This is a genomic window from Arthrobacter sp. NPDC057259 (assembly GCF_042668995.1).
In the GTDB taxonomy this organism is placed as follows: Bacteria; Actinomycetota; Actinomycetes; order Actinomycetales; family Micrococcaceae; genus Arthrobacter.
This window is the reverse complement of the sequence record NZ_JBHUYA010000005.1, coordinates 69004-85638: the sequence shown is the minus strand read 5'-3', so window position 1 is coordinate 85638 and position 16635 is coordinate 69004. Positions and strand designations below refer to the sequence as shown.

14 protein-coding genes and 3 tRNA genes are annotated in these 16635 nt (G+C 70.1%); 12 read left to right on the top strand and 5 right to left on the bottom strand.

All coding sequences use genetic code 11. The features are described 5' to 3' along the window. Positions 1-66: 66 nt before the first annotated feature. The 3 genes from ACFUCU_RS09715 to ACFUCU_RS09705 are packed head-to-tail and all read right to left on the bottom strand — an operon-like array spanning position 67 to position 2494. Positions 67-897 (bottom strand): lysophospholipid acyltransferase family protein, encoded by an 831-nt coding sequence (locus tag ACFUCU_RS09715; protein WP_377972267.1) that lies wholly within the window; start codon positions 895-897, stop codon positions 67-69. Continuing rightward, a complete protein-coding gene (locus ACFUCU_RS09710) occupies positions 897-1748 on the bottom strand; it encodes a DUF1295 domain-containing protein (protein ID WP_377972266.1) in 852 nt (283 codons plus the stop codon). The genes ACFUCU_RS09715 and ACFUCU_RS09710 overlap by 1 nt, the downstream gene beginning before the upstream one ends. After that, positions 1748-2494, bottom strand: a complete 747-nt coding sequence (locus tag ACFUCU_RS09705; RefSeq protein ID WP_377972265.1) for an alpha/beta hydrolase — start codon at positions 2492-2494, stop codon at positions 1748-1750. The genes ACFUCU_RS09710 and ACFUCU_RS09705 overlap by 1 nt, the downstream gene beginning before the upstream one ends. Before the next feature lie 187 nt (positions 2495-2681). Here ACFUCU_RS09705 and ACFUCU_RS09700 point away from each other — a divergent pair, with 187 nt between their 5' ends. The 6 genes from ACFUCU_RS09700 (at position 2682) to ACFUCU_RS09675 (ending at position 9022) form a co-directional block, all read left to right on the top strand. Further along, a complete protein-coding gene (locus ACFUCU_RS09700) occupies positions 2682-4133 on the top strand; it encodes a YibE/F family protein (RefSeq protein ID WP_377972264.1) in 1452 nt (483 codons plus the stop codon). Between the two features lie 47 nt (positions 4134-4180). Beyond that, positions 4181-5359 (top strand): tRNA dihydrouridine synthase DusB, encoded by a 1179-nt coding sequence (gene dusB / locus ACFUCU_RS09695; protein WP_377972263.1) that lies wholly within the window; start codon positions 4181-4183, stop codon positions 5357-5359. After that, the gene (locus ACFUCU_RS09690) at positions 5352-6641 is read left to right on the top strand and encodes a deoxyguanosinetriphosphate triphosphohydrolase (RefSeq protein WP_377972261.1); all 1290 of its coding nucleotides are present in this window, start codon (positions 5352-5354) and stop codon (positions 6639-6641) included. The genes dusB and ACFUCU_RS09690 overlap by 8 nt, the downstream gene beginning before the upstream one ends. Positions 6642-6666: 25 nt before the next feature. Then, on the top strand, positions 6667-8670 hold the full coding sequence (dnaG, locus tag ACFUCU_RS09685; RefSeq protein ID WP_377972259.1) for a DNA primase: 2004 nt from the start codon (positions 6667-6669) through the stop codon (positions 8668-8670). An 81-nt stretch (positions 8671-8751) separates the two neighbouring features. After that, positions 8752-8824 (top strand) — tRNA-Asn (locus ACFUCU_RS09680). Between the two features lie 125 nt (positions 8825-8949). Then, positions 8950-9022: transfer RNA gene (locus tag ACFUCU_RS09675), tRNA-Asn, on the top strand. A 54-nt stretch (positions 9023-9076) separates the two neighbouring features. Here the strand turns inward: ACFUCU_RS09675 and ACFUCU_RS09670 are convergent. Continuing rightward, positions 9077-9484, bottom strand: a complete 408-nt coding sequence (locus ACFUCU_RS09670; RefSeq protein ID WP_364137061.1) for a hypothetical protein — start codon at positions 9482-9484, stop codon at positions 9077-9079. 156 nt (positions 9485-9640) lie between these two features. Further along, positions 9641-10864, bottom strand: coding sequence for a multidrug effflux MFS transporter (locus ACFUCU_RS09665; protein ID WP_377972258.1), 1224 nt, complete (start codon positions 10862-10864; stop codon positions 9641-9643). Positions 10865-11140: 276 nt separating this feature from the next. On the opposite strand from ACFUCU_RS09665, the gene ACFUCU_RS09660 reads away from it, so the two are divergent. From ACFUCU_RS09660 to ACFUCU_RS09635, 6 genes are all read left to right on the top strand, one after another. Continuing rightward, positions 11141-12028, top strand: a complete 888-nt coding sequence (locus ACFUCU_RS09660; protein ID WP_377972257.1) for a phage holin family protein — start codon at positions 11141-11143, stop codon at positions 12026-12028. A 54-nt stretch (positions 12029-12082) separates the two neighbouring features. Then, positions 12083-12751, top strand: coding sequence for a CDP-alcohol phosphatidyltransferase family protein (locus tag ACFUCU_RS09655; RefSeq protein WP_290258407.1), 669 nt, complete (start codon positions 12083-12085; stop codon positions 12749-12751). Further along, entirely contained in the window at positions 12751-13656 is a 906-nt protein-coding gene (locus ACFUCU_RS09650; protein WP_290258406.1) for a DMT family transporter, read from the top strand. Before ACFUCU_RS09655 ends, ACFUCU_RS09650 begins: the two co-directional genes overlap by 1 nt. Before the next feature lie 100 nt (positions 13657-13756). Beyond that, positions 13757-14956 carry a glycosyltransferase gene (locus ACFUCU_RS09645; protein WP_377972510.1) on the top strand — a complete coding sequence of 400 codons (1200 nt, stop codon included), beginning with the start codon at positions 13757-13759 and terminating at the stop codon, positions 14954-14956. 100 nt (positions 14957-15056) lie between these two features. Beyond that, positions 15057-15133: transfer RNA gene (locus ACFUCU_RS09640), tRNA-Ile, on the top strand. Positions 15134-15368: 235 nt separating this feature from the next. Further along, the gene (locus ACFUCU_RS09635; protein ID WP_377972256.1) at positions 15369-16559 is read left to right on the top strand and encodes an acyl-CoA dehydrogenase family protein; all 1191 of its coding nucleotides are present in this window, start codon (positions 15369-15371) and stop codon (positions 16557-16559) included. Positions 16560-16635 lie beyond the last annotated feature (76 nt).

The following is a 16635-nucleotide window of genomic DNA, read 5'->3' as shown; positions in this document are numbered from 1 at the left end:
GCGGGCGGCGGAGCGCCGAGCGGTCGATCTGCCGCGGTCAGCGGCGGCGAAGCACAGCGTTGGAGCTCAGCGGCGGCGGGCGCGGGCGCGGCGGGGGCCCTCGGCCTCGTCCAGCCGGCGCCGCTGTTCCTCCGTGGGAGCGCCGCCGCCGTGGTCGGCGGGCATCCACCAGGCCCCGGGCGCGGGGCGGAGCGGAAAGTCGGCCATGGCGACGTCGATCCCGTCCTGGAGTGCCGTCCGCAGCGCCTCGGTGGCGGCGGCGACGTCCACCCCCGGACCGGGTGTGAGAGGTTCGCCCACGTGCACCCGCACGGGGGCGCGCCAGGCCCGCAGCGGCGAGAAGCCGTGGTGCCGGGTCATGATCCGGTGCGCGCCCCAGACCGAGACCGGGATGATGGGGACGCCCGCCTCGGCGGCCATCCGCACCGCGCCGGTCTTGCATTCGCGGACCTTGAAGCTGCGGCTGACGCCGGCCTCGGGCAGGATCGCCACGTACTCGCCGGCGCGGAGTTTTTGAACGGCGGCGTCGTAGGCGTGGGAGCCCGTCTCGTAGCCGACGACGACGTGCCCGGCGGCGCTCACGGCGGGGCCGGCGAACCAGTGGTCAGCCGCGCCCTGGGTGATGAGGAAGCGCATCTGCGCCCTGTTGCGGGCCCAGAGCAGCAGTTCGGCGGCGGCGAAGTCGAGGTACCCGAAGTGGGTGATCGCGACGACGGCCCCGGAGCCGGGAACCGGGGTGCGGGAGGCGGTGCCGCGGTGGTCCGGGGCCGGCAGGTGCTCCTGGCCCGTGACGATGATCCGGATCTGGAACAACCAGCGCAGGGCCTGCCCGGTGCGCACGATCGAGCGGTAGAAGCGGTCGTTAGGCGCCGGACGCCAGGGCGGGAACCGTCCCATTATTGCCCCCTACCCGTGCCCGTGCCCGTTGCGGCGCGGCGGGTCCGCGGCGGCCACGGCAGGAAGCCCGAGGTCGCCTCAACGTATTCCCGGTAGCCCGGCCGGCCGGCCATGGCCTTCTCGGTCAGCGGTTTGCCGGTCTTGCCGGCCAGGGTCCAGATCATCAGGGCGGGGGAGAGGACGGTGAGGATGCCCGGCCAGGAGTCCGCCGCCACCAGGAACAGGCCGGCCCAGACGGCCGCGTCACCGAAGTAGTTCGGGTGCCGGGTGTAGCGCCAGAGGCCGGTGTCCAAAACGGTCCCGCGCCGGGCGGGATCGGCCTTGAACTGCGCCAGCTGCCGGTCGCCGACGGTTTCGAAGACGAAGCCGACGGCCCACAGCAGCGCCCCGGCCAGGGCCAGCCAGCCCAGGGGAGCGGTGGCGAACATCCCCACCTGCAGCGTTAGGGAGACGAAGAAGAGCACGATGCCCTGGGGCAGGTAGACGCGGCGCAGGGCGTAGACATCCCGGGAGCCCGGCGCGCCGTCGAGCATGGCGGTGTAGCGCGGGTCCTCGTGCCCGCCGCGCGCCCGGACGCCGATGTGCGCTCCCAGCCGCAGGCCCCAGACTGCCACGAGCACCAGCAGCAGGAGGCGCCGGCCGCCGTCGCCGTGCCCGGCTGAGAGCAGCCAGGACACCGCCGCCACGACCACGAAGCCGGGCCCCCACACCACGTCCATCACCGAGTGCCGGCGCTGCCGGACGGCGACGGCGAAGGTCACGGCCAGCAGTGCCGCCACGGCCAGTGCGGCCCAGGGAAGGCTGGCCAGGAAGGCCTCCAGCGGGAAGTCCAGCGGCGGGAAAGCCTGCATTAGAGAACCACTGGCAGCGCAGCCGCGGCCGGCAGCACCTGGCGGAGAGCATCGGTTCCGGCAGGCCTGGCGCCGGTGCTGGCGGCAAAGGAGTCCAGGATGAAGCCATTGGCCAGGGAGTTCCAGAGTCCCACCCTGCGGAACATGAAGTGCCCGGCGCCGGTGAGCGAGACGTAGTCGATCGAGGCGGCGATCCCCTCCGCGCGGCGGGCGTAGGCCAGGGAGTTCACCGGGCTGGTCCAGCGGTCCTCGTCCCCGTGGACGATCAGGACGCGGCGGCCCGCCACGCGCTCCACCGGCGTCGCGTCGGTCAGCCAGGGGGCGAGGGCGACGACGGCGGCAACCTGCGGATCGTCGGCGACGCAGAGGGCCGTGAGGCCGCCCATGGAGTGGCCCAGCAGGAAGACCGGGACGCCCGGGTGTTCGCGCGCGATCTGCGACAGGGCCCAGCGGGCGTCCTGCACGGGGGACATGTCCGGGCCGTTCCAGCCGCGGTACCGGTTCCGCATGGTCCAGACCGCCAGGCCATGCGGTCCGCCCTGGCTGCGCAGGGCCTGGGCGAAGGGCAGCATCCGGGCCGGGCTGAGGTGCCGGGCACGCACCTGGTCGAAGCTGTCCGCCCGTCCACCGTGCAGCACCAGTGCGACGCCGCGGGTCTGCCCCGCGGCGTCGGCGACGCTCAGCTCCGCCCGGGCCTCCGGGCCCGGGCCCGTGTGTTCGCGCTCGTCTGCAATTCGCCTGGCCACGATAGTGTCCTCCACCCTGCTTGTCCTGCCCATACCAACACCGGGCCCGCGGGCGAAGTTCCCGCACGCCGAGTTTATGTCCCGCGGTGATTCGGAACCCGCCACGACGGGGATGGGTGCGCCGTGCCACCGTGCCCGGGCGGCAACGTTCTCCCCGTAGGATTTTCGGCATGGAGATCACCTGCTGATGGGCGCCGGACACTCGCACGCCCCGCACCCGGCCGACCCGCCGTCGCCCCGTGCCCTCGCCGCGCGTCGGAAAGCCAACTGGATCCTGGCCGCGGTCCTGGCGCCACTGACCGTCCTGACCATCGTGGCGATGATCCTCCTCTGGCCCTCGGGCAGCAAGGAAGGCCTCACCCTCGCCAGCCCCTACGCCGCCGCCCCCGGCGTCACCTTCGACACCGGGAAGATCCAGCGCGTCGTCACCGGCAACTGCATGGACACCACACAGGGTCAAACGCCAGCGCAGTCGCAGCAGCCGGCCCAGCCCGCCGACGGGCCGTCCCCCCAGCCGCAGGCACCGGGAACGGGCTCGCAGTGCACCTTCGCCTGGACGGAACCGGACCAGGGCGGCAACCCGGTCAAGGTGGTGATCAACCCCGACGTCGCCAAGTCCCACGGCGTCAAGGTCGGCGACAACATCCGCTACCTCAACCTCTCCCGGGTCCAGGGCGCCGACGCCGGCGGCTCCCCGGCGTTCGTCTTCGTCGACTTCGTCCGGACCCTGCCGATCATCCTTCTCGCGGTGCTCTACGCCGTCGTCGTGATCGCAGTCGCCCGCTGGCGCGGCCTGCGGGCGCTGATCGGCCTCGTGGGCGCCTACGCGGTGCTGGTCTCCTTCATGTTGCCCGGCCTCGTGGAAGGCAAACCGCCGCTGCTGCTGGCCCTGGTCGGATCCACCGTGATCATGATCGGGGTGCTGTACTTCGCGCACGGCTTCACCGCGCGGACCTCGACGGCGCTGCTGGGCACCATCTTCGGCCTGGCGATCACCGCCGCGCTCGCAGCCTGGGCCACGGACGCGGCGAACCTGGCCGGCGTCGGGAACCACGACGCCGCAACGCTCGCGAACGTCTCGGACCACATCTCGATCTCCGGGATCATCCTCTGCGGGTTGATCATCTCCGGCCTCGGCGTCCTCAACGACGTCACCATCACCCAGTCCTCCGCCGTCTGGGAGCTCTGGGAACTGGCGCCGGAGACCTCGGCACGGAAGCTCTTCGCCTCCGCCATGCGGATCGGCCGGGACCATATCGCCTCCACCGTCTACACCATCGCGTTCGCCTACGCGGGCGCGGCGCTGCCCATCCTGATCATCGTCATGCTCTACGAGCGCCCGCTCGGGGACGCACTGACCAGCGCCGAACTCTCCGAAGAGGTGGTCCGCACCCTGGTCGGGTCGATCGGGCTCGTCCTGGCCATCCCCGTCACCACCCTGATTGCCGTGCTGGTGGTCAAGGCCACCGGTCTCCGGGGCGCAGGGCCCGCGGCGCCGGTTGCCGGCAGTTCGGGACCCGCCGACAACCGGGACCCGCGCCCCGCCGCCGGTCGGGAACCGGCCCCGGCCGTCGACGCCGGTCCGGATGCCCCGCCGGAGAAGCGCCGGGGCCGCCGCGCCGCCCCGGTTTCCACATAGCGGGCACGGCGCGGCCTCGATTTGTCCGGCTTTGAGACAATGGAGGGGTGACTGTTGTAGCAACCCCTCCCGCCCCCAAGCTGGAACTGCCGCCCCTGAAGCTGGGCCCGATCACGGTGGACACGCCCGTGATCCTCGCCCCGATGGCAGGCATCACCAACTCCGCCTTCCGCAGGCTCTGCCGTGAATACGGCGGCGGCCTCTACGTCGCGGAGATGGTCACCTCCCGTGCCCTCGTCGAGCGCACCCCCGAATCGCTGCGCATCATCTCCCACGACGATGACGAAAAGGTCCGCTCCGTCCAGCTCTACGGCGTGGACCCGGTCACCGTCGGCGCGGCCGTGCGGATGCTCGTCGAGGAGGACCGCGCGGACCACATCGACCTCAACTTCGGCTGCCCGGTGCCCAAGGTGACCCGGCGCGGCGGCGGCTCCGCCCTGCCCTGGAAGATCGACCTGTTCACCTCGATCGTCCAGACCGCCGTCAAGGAAGCCTCCAAGGGCAACATCCCGCTGACCATCAAGATGCGCAAGGGCATCGACGATGACCACCTGACCTACCTCGACGCCGGCCGGATCGCCCGCGATTCCGGTGTCGCCGCCGTCGCCCTGCACGGGCGCACCGCCGCCCAGTTCTACTCCGGACAGGCCGACTGGTCCTCCATCGCCCGGCTGCGCGAGGCCCTCCCGGACATCCCCGTCCTGGGCAACGGCGACATCTGGTCCGCGGAGGACGCCGTCCGCATGGTCCGGGAAACCGGCGTCGACGGCGTTGTCGTGGGCCGCGGCTGCCAGGGCCGGCCCTGGCTCTTCGGCGACCTGATGGCCGCGTTCGAAGGCAGCGACGTCCGGCACAAGCCGGGGCTGCGGCAGGTGGCCGAGGGCATCTACCGGCACGCCGAACTGATGGTCGAGACCTTCGGGGACGAGGGCAAGGCCCTGCGCGAGATCCGCAAGCACATGGCCTGGTACCTCAAGGGCTACGTGGTGGGCAGCGACCTGCGCCACCGGCTGGCCCTCGTCACCAGTCTGGAGGTGCTCCGCGGCACCCTGGACGAGCTGGACCTCGACTCGCCCTACCCGGGCGTCGACGCCGAGGGGCCCCGCGGCCGTGCCGGCTCGCCGAAGAAACCCGCCCTGCCCAAGGACTGGCTACTGGACCGCCGCCTGAACGCGGAGCAGTCCCAGGAGATCGCCGCCGCCGAACTGGACGTCTCCGGTGGCTGAGACCCGGACCGCCGCCCCCGTGCTGGACGGCTACGTGGAGAGCGACACCGCCCGCTGGGTCGAGGAGCCGCCCAAGAGCACCTACCGGTCCGACTTCGAACGGGACCGCGCCCGGGTGCTGCACTCCTCGGCGCTGCGCCGGCTCGGCGCCAAGACCCAGGTGGTCGCCCCGGATACCGACGACTTCGTCCGCACCCGGCTCACGCACAGCCTCGAGGTCGCCCAGGTGGGCCGTGAACTGGGCCGCGCCCTGGGCTGCGATCCCGACGTCGTGGACACCGCCTGCCTCAGCCACGACCTGGGCCACCCGCCCTTCGGGCACAACGGCGAGTCCGCCCTGAACGAGGTGGCGCACGCGATCGGCGGCTTCGAGGGCAATGCCCAGACCCTGCGCCTGCTGACCCGGCTGGAACCGAAGGTCCTCGCCGCGGACGGCCGCCCGGCCGGGCTGAACCTGACCCGGGCCAGCCTCGACGCCGCCGCGAAGTACCCCTGGTCGGCGGAAAACGCGCCCGTCATCCACGGCCAGCGCACCAGCAAGTTCGGCGCATACGAGGACGACCTGCCCATTTTCGACTGGATCCGGGAGGGGGCCCCGGAGCGGCGCTCCTGCCTCGAGGCCCAGGTCATGGACCTGGCCGACGACATCTCGTACTCGGTGCACGACGTCGAGGACGCGATCGTCGCGGGGCACTTCCAGCTGCGCTGGATGGACAACCCGGACCACCGCGCCCGCGTCGTCGGCTACGCCAAGCAGTGGTACCTGCCGCACAACGACCCGGCCGCGATCGACGCCGCCCTGGCCCGCCTCGAGGCCACCAGCGTCTGGGTCCGCGAGGCCGACGGCAGCCGCAAGTCCATGGCGGCCCTGAAGGACATGACCAGCCAGCTCATCGGCCGGTTCTGCCAGAGCGCCCTGGAGACCACCCGCGCCGTGTACGGGCCGGAGAACCTCACCCGCTACAACGCTGAACTGATCGTCCCGGACGAGACGGTGATGGAGATCGCGGTGATGAAGGGCCTGGCCACCACCTTCGTGATGACCACCGAGCACCGGCAGCCCATCTACGAACGCCAGCGCGAGGTCCTGCACGCCCTGGTGACCGCGCTCAACGCCACCGGCGACCGGCACCTCGAGCCGATGTTCGCCGCGGACTGGCGCGACGCCGCCGACGACGGGGCGCGGCTGCGCGTCGTCATCGACCAGGTAGCCTCGCTCACCGACGGCTCCGCCCTGGCCATGTATGAGCGGCTGGTCGGCAGCCTACCGTCACTGTGGTGACAGGGGGAGTGACTAGGATGGCTCCGTGGCCGGCCTGATCAAACGCGAAGACATCGACGAGGTGCGCCAGCGCACCGACATCAAGGAAGTCGTCGACGGCTACGTCACGCTCAAGGGCGCCGGCCTCGGCTCCTACAAGGGCCTCTGCCCGTTCCACGACGAGCGTTCGCCCTCCTTCACCGTCCGCCCCCAGGTGGGCCGGTATCACTGCTTCGGCTGCGGCGAGGACGGGGACGTGATCTCCTTCGTCCAGAAGCTGGACCACACCACCTTCCACGAAGCGGTCGAGAAGCTCGCCGCCCGGATCGGCTACGAGCTCCGCTACGAGGACGGCGGCTCCGGCCCCAACCGCGAGGAAATCGGCCGACGCCAGCGGCTGCTGGACGCCCACAAGATCGCCGACGAGTTCTTCCGCGCCCAGCTCCTGACCCCGGGGGCCGCCGAGGGCCGGAACTTCCTCTACGGCCGCGGCTTCGACCGGGCCGCCTCCGAGCAGTTCGGCGTCGGCTACGCCCCGCAGGGCTGGGACTCGCTGCTGAAGCACCTCCGCGGCCGCGGCTTCACCGATGCTGAACTCAAGCTGACCGGGATGTTTTCCGAAGGCAACCGGGGCATCTATGACCGGTTCCGCGGCCGGCTGATCTGGCCCATCCGCGACATTGCGGGGGACACCATCGGCTTCGGCGCCCGGAAGCTCTACGAGGACGACCAGGGCCCCAAGTACCTCAACACCCCTGAGACGGCTCTCTACAAGAAGTCCCAGGTGCTCTACGGGATCGACCTGGCCAAGCGCACCATCGCCAAGGACCGGCAGTTGGTAGTCGTGGAGGGCTACACCGACGTCATGGCCTGCCACCTGGCCGGCGTGACGACGGCGGTGGCCACCTGCGGCACCGCCTTCGGCACGGACCACATCAAGATCGCCCGCCGGCTGCTCTCCGACGACGGCAGTGGCGGCGAGGTCATCTTCACCTTCGACGGCGACGCCGCCGGCCAGAAGGCGGCCCTGCGCGCCTTCGAGGAGGACCAGCGGTTCGTGGCACAGACGTACGTGGCGGTTGAACCCACCGGGGCGGACCCCTGCGACCTGCGCCAGGCCAAGGGCGACGCCGCCGTGCGCGACCTGATTGGCACCCGCCGGCCGCTCTTCGAATTCGCCATCCGGGCCACCCTGCGCCGGCACAACCTGGACACCGTGGAGGGCCGGATCTCGGCGCTGCGCGAGTCCGCGCCCGTCGTGGCGCAGATCCGCGACGCCGGCATGCGCCCGGCCTACGCCCGCGAGCTCGCCGGCTGGCTCGGCATGCCCGTGGAGGACGTCAGCCGGGCCGTGGGCGCGGCCATGAAGCGGGGCACCCAGGGCGGTCCCGGTCAGCAGGGCGGCCGCGGGGGAGCGGGCCAAGGCAACGGCTTCGGTTCCACCGGTCAGCAGGGTGGGTACCAGCAGAACCAGCAGGGCTACCAGAATCAGGGTGGCTACCCTCAGCCGGGCCAGAACCCGGGTGCACCGGGGGTGGCGCCGCTGCCGCCGTCGGCCGCGCTGCCGGCCTTCAACCGGCCCGATCCCCGGGACCCCGTCGCGGCGATGGAACGGCAGGCGCTGGAAGTGGTGCTGCAGCAGCCGTCGATGCTGGAGGGAACCACCTGGGAGCGCTTCTCCGAGGCGCGGTTCTCCACCCCGGCCTACCTCGCGATCCACGAGGCCATCCGCGCCACGGGCCTGGCCTCGGCCGCGGATCCGGCCCGCTGGGTCGCCGAGCTGCTCCAGGAGGTTCCGGAACCGCTCCGTCCGCTCGTCTCCGAGCTCTCGGTGGTGCCGTTGCCGGCCAGCACCGAGGACGCCGTGCAGCGCTACTGCCGGGACATCCTGGCCCGGCTGTTCGAACTGCAGATCACGCGGGTCAAGGCGGACAAGATGGGCCAGCTGCAGCGCCTCGACGCCGCGGCGAACCCGGACGAGTTCCAGCGACTCAACCGCGAGCTGATGGAACTGGAGATGCAGCGGCGGTCCTTGCGCGCCGATTCCTGAGGCCTCGCCCCGCAACCGGGGCCCGGCGGCCGGCGATTTCGCTTCCGGGCCGCGGGTTTGCTAGGCTAGTACCCGCTTCATTCCTCCTTAGCTCAATTGGCAGAGCATTCGACTGTTAATCGAAGGGTTGCTGGTTCAAGTCCAGCAGGAGGAGCGCACAGTCCCCGTTCCGGTCCGCCGGAGCGGGGACTTTTATATACCCGGCGGGGGTATCCGCCCAGGCGCCGCGGGCCGATTTCCTTAGCGGTAAAACCTTTGCTAATGTCATACCTGCTTCATTCCTCCTTAGCTCAATTGGCAGAGCATTCGACTGTTAATCGAAGGGTTGCTGGTTCAAGTCCAGCAGGAGGAGCGGACAGGCCCCGCGGCCGGCGAACAGCCGGCTGCGGGGCCTTTTTTCTTGCGCTCAGACGAAGAACATTTCCACCTGCAGGAAGCGTTCCGCCTCGCCGACGGCGGCCTGGAAGGCCTCTTCCTCGGTGGGGGACTGCCGGGGTTCGCGGGGATGCCATTCGTGGGCGCCGGAATGCACCCGGGTGAACCCGCCGCGCGGCGGTGCGTAGAAGATGCCGAAGCGCTGAACCGGCCATTCCGGAGACGTCTCGGGGGCTACCAACAGGGCGGCGTCGAAGGCGGGGTTGTACCACTGCGCGATCGGCCGACGGCGGTCCTCCGTGAAGAGCCCGGCCGCGTAGAGCGCCGCAGATTGGGGGCTGGTCTGCGAACACAACCGCTCCCACCACAGGGGCAGGATGCCGTCATCGCACCGCTGCCACGTGGCCGGGAGGGGAGGGAGGTCCTGCCGTTCGGGCACACCACAACCTTATCGCCCGCCGCCGGGCGGGAACAGGGCCGGGACCGGCCCCGAGCGGGCGGCCAGAGCGTCCCGGCGAACACCAGGGCCGGACCCGGGCGGGCCGCCGGGCCGGACACCCTCGCGTAGCCGGAGAGTCCCCCGCGGAGCGCCGGATCAGTGGATGGAGGGTACCGTCCGCGGCCGGACCACGAGCCAGAGCGCGGCCGCCGCCAGCAGAATGCAGCCGGCCTGCACGGCGCCCATCGGCGTCGCCGACTCGACGCCCAGCCAGCCCACGACGGGGGAGATGATCCCGGCCATGAGGAAGGTCGCGGCACCCAGCAGGGACGCCGCCGTGCCGGCCTGGGCGCCGTGGTTGGCCAGCGCAAGGACCTGGACACACGGGAAGGTAAAGCCGGCCCCCAGGATGTAGAACCACAGCGGCACCATCACGCCCCACAGCCCCAGGCCGGCCCGGTCGAAGACGACGATCAGCAGGGCCATCAGGAACATCCAGGCCGTGGAGCAGGCCACGATCCACTGGGGCGGGACGCGCTTGATCAGCCGGGCGCTGGTCTGCACCCCGGCCACGATCCCCAAGGAGTTGATGCCGAAGAGCAGGCCGTACTGCTGGGCCGAGAAGCCGAAGACGTCCTGGAAGAGGAAGGGCGAGGCCGAGAGGTAGGTGAAGAGGCCACCGAAGTTCATGCCGCCCAGCAACAGGGTGCCTACGAAGATGCGGTCCGCGAACAACACCCGGTAGCGCTGGCGCATCGTCATGCCAGAGGCGCCGCGCAGGTGCGCCGGCAGCGTCTCGCGGACCAGGAACAGCGCCGCGATGATCACGCAGCTGCCGTAGCCGGCCAGGAAAAGGAAGATGCCCGGCCACGCCGTCAGCAGGAGCAGCTGCGAGCCGATCACCGGCGCCAGGATCGGGGCCAGGCCGTTGACCAGTGCCATCCGGGAGAACATCCGCACCATGGCGTAGCCGCTGAACAGGTCGCGCACCATGGCCATGGCGACGACGCCGCCGCCCGCCGCGCCGATGCCCATGAGCACCCGGAACAGGCCGAGGGTCCCGATGTCCGTGGCCGACGCCGCCCCCAGGGACGCGCCGATGTGCAGGGCGGTGGCGAGGATCAGCGGCATCCGGCGGCCGAACCGGTCGCTGAGCGGTCCCACCACCAGCTGGCCGAGCGCGAAGCCCACGGTGGTACCGGTCAGGGTCAGCTGGACCGCCGCCTCGCTGACGCCGAGGCTGGCCTCCAGGGCCGGGAAGGCCGGCAGGTACAGGTCCACCGTGAAGGGTCCCAGTGCCGTAAGGGCGCCCAGCATGAGGATATAGAGAAGCTTGCGGCGGCGGGTCAGGGAATCGCCCGGATTGCTGGGTGTCTGCACAGAGGTCAATCCTAGGGCCGGGGCGGCGGCACGGACAGCGCCGCCGTCCGCCGCCGGGCACGACGCGCGGCACGACGCCGGGCACGACGCCGGGCACGACGCCGCGCAGGACGCGGCGCGCGTCGCCTAAACCCGACGCGCAGGCGCCCGCGCCCTCCGCTGGCCGCCGTCGGCGCCCCGAATGATAGTTTTGACACCTGGGCGTGCAATCAGCCGCGCAGGCCCGGGCATTTCAGCGGAAGCAGAACGACAGATGGCACCAGTTAGGCGGAACCGATGAGCGGACGGCACACCGGCAGGACCGGCGGGGGGCTGCGCCTTTCCGCGTTGCCCAAGACCTTGAAAATGATCTTTAAGCTGGCACCGCGGCAACTCAACGATGAGATTGCCTTCGCCAAGGCCGAACTCAAGCGCAAGGGCATCCAGCTCGGCATCGCGGCGGCCTTCGCCGTCGTCGCCCTGATCTTCGTCCTGCTGCTGGTCATCGGGCTCGTCGTGGCGGCCATCATGGGCCTCGCCACGATCATGCCGGCCTGGCTCGCGGCCCTGCTGGTCTGCGCCCTGTTCCTGGTCATCGCCCTGATCGTGGGACTGATCGGCGTCAGCCGCTTCAAGAAGGCCATGCCGCTGGTCCCCGAGGAGACCATCCGCGGGCTGAAGTACGATCTCGGCATCGCCAAGGAGGGCTCCTCCTTCGACCCGGCCGTGCTGGACCCGAACACCCCGCAGGCCAAGGCAGCGAAGGCCGCCAAGGAAGCGGCCGCAGCCCGAGCCAAGGCGGAGAAAGAAGCCAAGAAGGCGGCCGAACAGCCCGACCTCGGCCCCGCCCCCTCCGAAGATGAGCTGCGCCGCCGGCTGGACCAGCGCCGCCGCCACCTCACCGGCGTCCGCGACGAACTCGGCGAGGAACTGGACCTCAAGGCCCAGGCGCAGATCCTCCTCGCCGCCGGCCAGCAGCGCGTCGAAGAGGGCAAGGAACTGGTCGACGACCGGATCGCCGCCCTTCGCGGCCCCTCCGCCACCACTCCCGGCGCCCGGCCCTCCACCGGCAGCTCCGGCTCGGCTCCGGCCGCGGAACTGGCCAAGCGCTGGAAGCCGCTGGCAGCCTTCGCGGCGGCCGCCACCACCTTCGTCGTCCTGCTGCGCCGCCTGCTCAAGGGCTGACAGGACCGTAAACCCCGACAACGAATGGACACCGGCAGCGGAAAGGGAGGCCGAATGAGGTTCATCGGCGCTGGTGCGCGTCCCGGCCAACCCCAAATCCATTCGGATGTGGTCTTCACCGTCCCCAATCTCCTCACCGTGGTGCGGTTCCTCGGCGTTCCGCTGTTCATCTGGCTGGTCCTCGCGAAACAGGAGTACGGTGCCGCCGCCCTGGTCCTGGCCCTCATGGGCAGCACCGACTGGGTGGACGGCTACATCGCCCGCCGCTTCAACCAGATGTCCAACCTCGGCCGAATCATGGACCCGATCGCGGACCGGCTGGCCCTGATCGCCGTCGCGGTCACCCTCGTGATCGCCGGCGTCGTCGAGTGGTGGTACCTGACCGCCCTCCTCGTGCCCGACCTCATCCTGATGACCATCTCGCTCTACTACTTCCACAGCCACCCCGACCTCCCGGTCAGCCGTGTCGGCAAGATCCGGACCGCGCTGCTGCTCCTCGGCACGCCCCTGCTGGTGCTCTCGAAGCTGCAGCTGCCCGGCGCCGAGGGCTACTTCGTGGCGGCCTGGGCCTGCCTGGGCCTCGGCCTGATCGGGCACTGGATCGCCGCCTATAACTACTTCTGGGCCATCATCCGCAAGGGCCGCGGACAGCGGCCCGCCGCAGAAAGCAGCACCGCCGTGAACCCGCAGGAACGTTCCAACGACGACGGCGGGCCCCGCTGATGGTCTGGCTGGCAGTCGTGCTGGCCGTCGCCGGTGCCTTCTTCCTCGCCTTCGGCGCGCAACGGCAGGGCAGCGCGGTCAAGGCAGACACCGGCGGACTGGCCCTGAGCTCCAACGGCCTGCTGCGGCTGATCCGCAACCGGCGCTGGATCCTGGGGCTCCTGCTGCTGTGCGTCGGCACGGCCATGAACGCCATCGCCCTCGTGTCCGCCCCGCTGACGGTCGTGCAGCCTATCGGCGCCATCGCGCTGGTCATCACCACGGTCATCAACGCCAAGGACCAGGGCCTGAGCATGAACCGGGCCACCGTGGTGGCGATCAGCTGCTGCGTCACCGGCTCCGCCCTGTTCGTGGTCCTGGCCGTCACGGTCACCCAGGAGAACCACCATGTCAGCGCCGCGGACGAACTCACGGTGGTGCTGCTGCTGGCCCTCGTCGTGGCCCTGTTCGGCACCCTGGCGCTGCTGTTCAAGCACCGGATGAGCGCCTTCGTCTATATCATCGGCGCCGGCATGCTGTTTGGCTTCGTTGCCGTCCTGACCCGCATCATCGGCCGGCACCTGCTGGACCCCAACGGGCTGTTCCTGCTCAACGTGCAGTGGTACACCCTGCTGGCGATCCTCGCCGCCGGCGGCTTGGGTTCGTGGTTCGTGCAGAGCGCCTACTCGGGCGGTCCACCGGATCTGGTCATCGCCGGCCTGACCGTGATCGATCCCATGATCGGCATCGCGATCGGTGTCGTGATCCTCGGCGAACTGCGCCCCGATGTCCACGCCGTGACCGCGATCGCCATGGGTGCCGCGGCTCTCCTTGCTATCGTGGGAGTGATCGCCCTGTCCAGGCACCACCCCGAGGTCACCAAGCGCAAGAAAGACGCGCGGAAGGCCGCGGCGCGGAGGCCTTAGGGCGACGCCACAGACTTCAGGCGCCGGCTGGCCGCGCCTGCGCCGGCGGCCGGCCGGCCGCCGCTACCCACCGTGACCACCAGGAGCCATCCCCGTGACCATGCCCCAGACCGACAACCCCGGCAGGAAACTGACGATCCTGATCGCCGCCGAAACCTACCCGCCGGACGTCAACGGAGCCGCCCAGTTCGGCTACCGTCTCGCCAAGGGCATGACCGGACGCGGCCACGACGTCCACGTCCTGGCCACCCGCCCCAGCAAGGGCAAGAGCTACAGCGAGTTCCGCGACGAGGCCACCGTGCACCGCGTGCGCTCCCACTCCGTGCCCACGCACGAGAGCTTCCGGATCACCTTCCCCTGGGAGATCAAGAAGGAAATCGCGCTCCTCTTCGACCGGGTCAAGCCCGACGTCGTGCACATCCAGAGCCACTACATGATCGGTGAGCACGTCCTCTACGAGGCGGTGCGCCGCGGCGTGCGGATCGTGGCGACCAACCACTTCATGCCGGAGAACCTCAACCCCTTCCTGCCGTTCCCGCAGTGGTTCAAGGACATCGTTGGCCGCGTCTCCTGGCGCGACATGGGCAAGGTCATGGGCCAGGCCGACGTCGTGACCACCCCCACCCCGCTCGCGGCCAAGGCGATGCACGACCACGCCTTCCTTCGCAAGGTGCTGCCGCTCTCCAACGGCATCGACGCCGCCGCCTACGAGCTGAAGCCCGGGGAGGAAGTTCCCGTCAACGCCAGCCCCACCGTGCTGTTCGTGGGCCGCCTCGCCGAGGAAAAGCACATCGACGTTCTGATCGACGCCATCTCCAAGACGCCTGCCCACCTCGACGTCCACCTGCAGGTGGTCGGCGGCGGCGAGGTCCGACCGGCCCTGGAGGCCCAGGTCAAGCGCCTGGGCCTGGGGGACCGGGTGCGCTTCCTGGGCCTGGCCAGCGACGAGGAACTGCGCCGCGCCTACCTCGGCGCCGACCTGTTCTGCATGCCGGGCACCGCGGAGCTGCAGTCCCTGGTGACCCTTGAGGCCATGTCTGCCTCCACGCCCGTGGTCCTGGCCGACGCGATGGCCCTGCCGCACCTGGTGCGCGACGGCGAGAACGGCTACCTCTTCACCCCGAACGACAGCGACGACCTGGCGGCCAAGATCACCGCGGTGCTGTCGCTGCCGGCCGACGAGCGCGCCGCCATGGGCAAGGTCAGCCGCAACATGGTGGAGAACCACAGCATCGAGCGGACCCTCCAGACCTTCGAGGACATCTACCGCGGCGCCAGCTACGACGACCTGGTGGTCTAGCACTCCCGCACGGGCCGTAGCGCCCGGCCGGTGCGACTACTATTGCTAGAGTGTTTTGCCCCGGGGCCCGCCGTGACACGGCCGGTGCCCCGGGTCCCACGGGGCTATAGCTCAGCTGGTTAGAGCGCGGGACTCATAATCCTAAGGTCCTCGGTTCAAGTCCGAGTAGCCCTACCATCGACCGGTCTCCTGGCCGGTCCGCATCACCTCCCCACATCAGACGCCGCATTCCCAAGCCGCGTCCGGAAGCCCGCCTCCCGGACGCGGCTCTTTTTGTATGCCGTGGCCCCCGCGGGTGGGCCAGGTCACTTGCGGCACCTCTCCGCGCACGGTAAGTTACTGCCCAGTAACATATCGGTGCGGATCTCCCCGCGCCGTTCTGGTCGCCGCTGATCACAAGTGAGGGAACACCATGTCCAAGGCTGCAATCGACGTCAACAACCTCCCGTACGCCGACGGCGACTTCTTTGCCTTCGAGCAGCTGCTCAGCGCCAAGGAGCGCGACCGGCTGGCCGAGGTCCGCGAGTTCCTGGCCCGCGAGGTCAAGCCGATCGCCGTCGACTGCTGGAACCGTGCCGAGTTCCCGATGGACCTGATCCCCAAGCTGGCCGAAATCGACCTGGTCAGCCCGGTCAAGCGCCAGGGTTACTCCAACCTCTTCGCCGGCATCCTGCACGCCGAGACGACCCGCGCCGATACCTCGATCGCCACCTTCATGGGCGTCCACGACGGACTGTTCACCGGCTCCATCGAGGCGCTGGCCTCCGAGGAGCAGCAGGAGGCCTGGCTGCCGGAGATCTACTCGATGAAGAAGATCGGCGCCTTCGGCCTGACCGAACCGCTGGGCGGCTCCGACGTCGCCGGCGGCACGCGCACCACCGCCCGGCGCGAGGGTGACCACTGGGTCCTCAACGGCGCCAAGCGCTGGATCGGCAACGCCACCTTCTCCGACTGGGTGGTCATCTACGCCCGCGACGTCGAGGACAACCAGGTCAAGGGCTTCCTGGTGGACACGAAGACCGAGGGCTACGGCGCCACCAAGATCGAGAACAAGATCTCGCTGCGCACGGTCCAGAACGCGGACATCACGTTGGAAAACGTCGTGGTTCCCGACTTCTTCAAGCTCGCGAACGCCAACAGCTTCCGCGACACCAACAAGGTCCTGAAGGTCACCCGCCTCTCCGTGGCCTGGCAGGCCGTCGGCCAGCAGCTGGCCGCGTTCGACGTCGCCCGCCGCTATGCCGTCGAACGCAGCCAGTTCGGCCGGCCGATCGCCTCCTTCCAGCTGGTGCAGAACCAGCTGGTCCAGATGCTCGGCAACACCGTCAGCTCGATGGGCATGATGGTCCGGCTCTCCCAGCTCGAGGACGCCGGCCAGGCGAAGGACGAACAGTCCGCCCTGGCCAAGGCCTTCACCACGGCCCGGATGCGGGAGACCGTGGCGATTGGCCGCAGCCTCCTGGGCGGCAACGGCATTGTCTCCGACTACGAGATGGCGAAGGTCTTCTCCGACGCCGAGGCCATCTACTCCTACGAGGGCACCCACGAGATCAACACCCTGGTCACGGGCCGGGCCATCACCGGAATCTCTGCGATCGTCTAAACCCGACGCCGGCGCCCGGACCGGCGGCAGCAGCACCGAGGGCCTCAGGTCCAGGACGAACCCGAGCGGGTTCAGA

Bases quoted from the DNA above. Each gene is read 5' to 3' on its own strand.
- ACFUCU_RS09650 (WP_290258406.1), top strand. From the start codon at position 12,751: ATGGTCTGGCTGGCAGTCGTGCTGGCCGTCGCCGGTGCCTTCTTCCTC.
- ACFUCU_RS09700 (WP_377972264.1), top strand. From the start codon at position 2,682: ATGGGCGCCGGACACTCGCACGCCCCGCACCCGGCCGACCCGCCGTCG.
- ACFUCU_RS09645 (WP_377972510.1), top strand. From the start codon at position 13,757: ATGCCCCAGACCGACAACCCCGGCAGGAAACTGACGATCCTGATCGCC.
- ACFUCU_RS09655 (WP_290258407.1), top strand. From the start codon at position 12,083: ATGAGGTTCATCGGCGCTGGTGCGCGTCCCGGCCAACCCCAAATCCAT.
- ACFUCU_RS09715 (WP_377972267.1), bottom strand. From the start codon at position 897: ATGGGACGGTTCCCGCCCTGGCGTCCGGCGCCTAACGACCGCTTCTAC.
- ACFUCU_RS09660 (WP_377972257.1), top strand. From the start codon at position 11,141: ATGAGCGGACGGCACACCGGCAGGACCGGCGGGGGGCTGCGCCTTTCC.
- ACFUCU_RS09710 (WP_377972266.1), bottom strand. From the start codon at position 1,748: ATGCAGGCTTTCCCGCCGCTGGACTTCCCGCTGGAGGCCTTCCTGGCC.
- ACFUCU_RS09635 (WP_377972256.1), top strand. From the start codon at position 15,369: ATGTCCAAGGCTGCAATCGACGTCAACAACCTCCCGTACGCCGACGGC.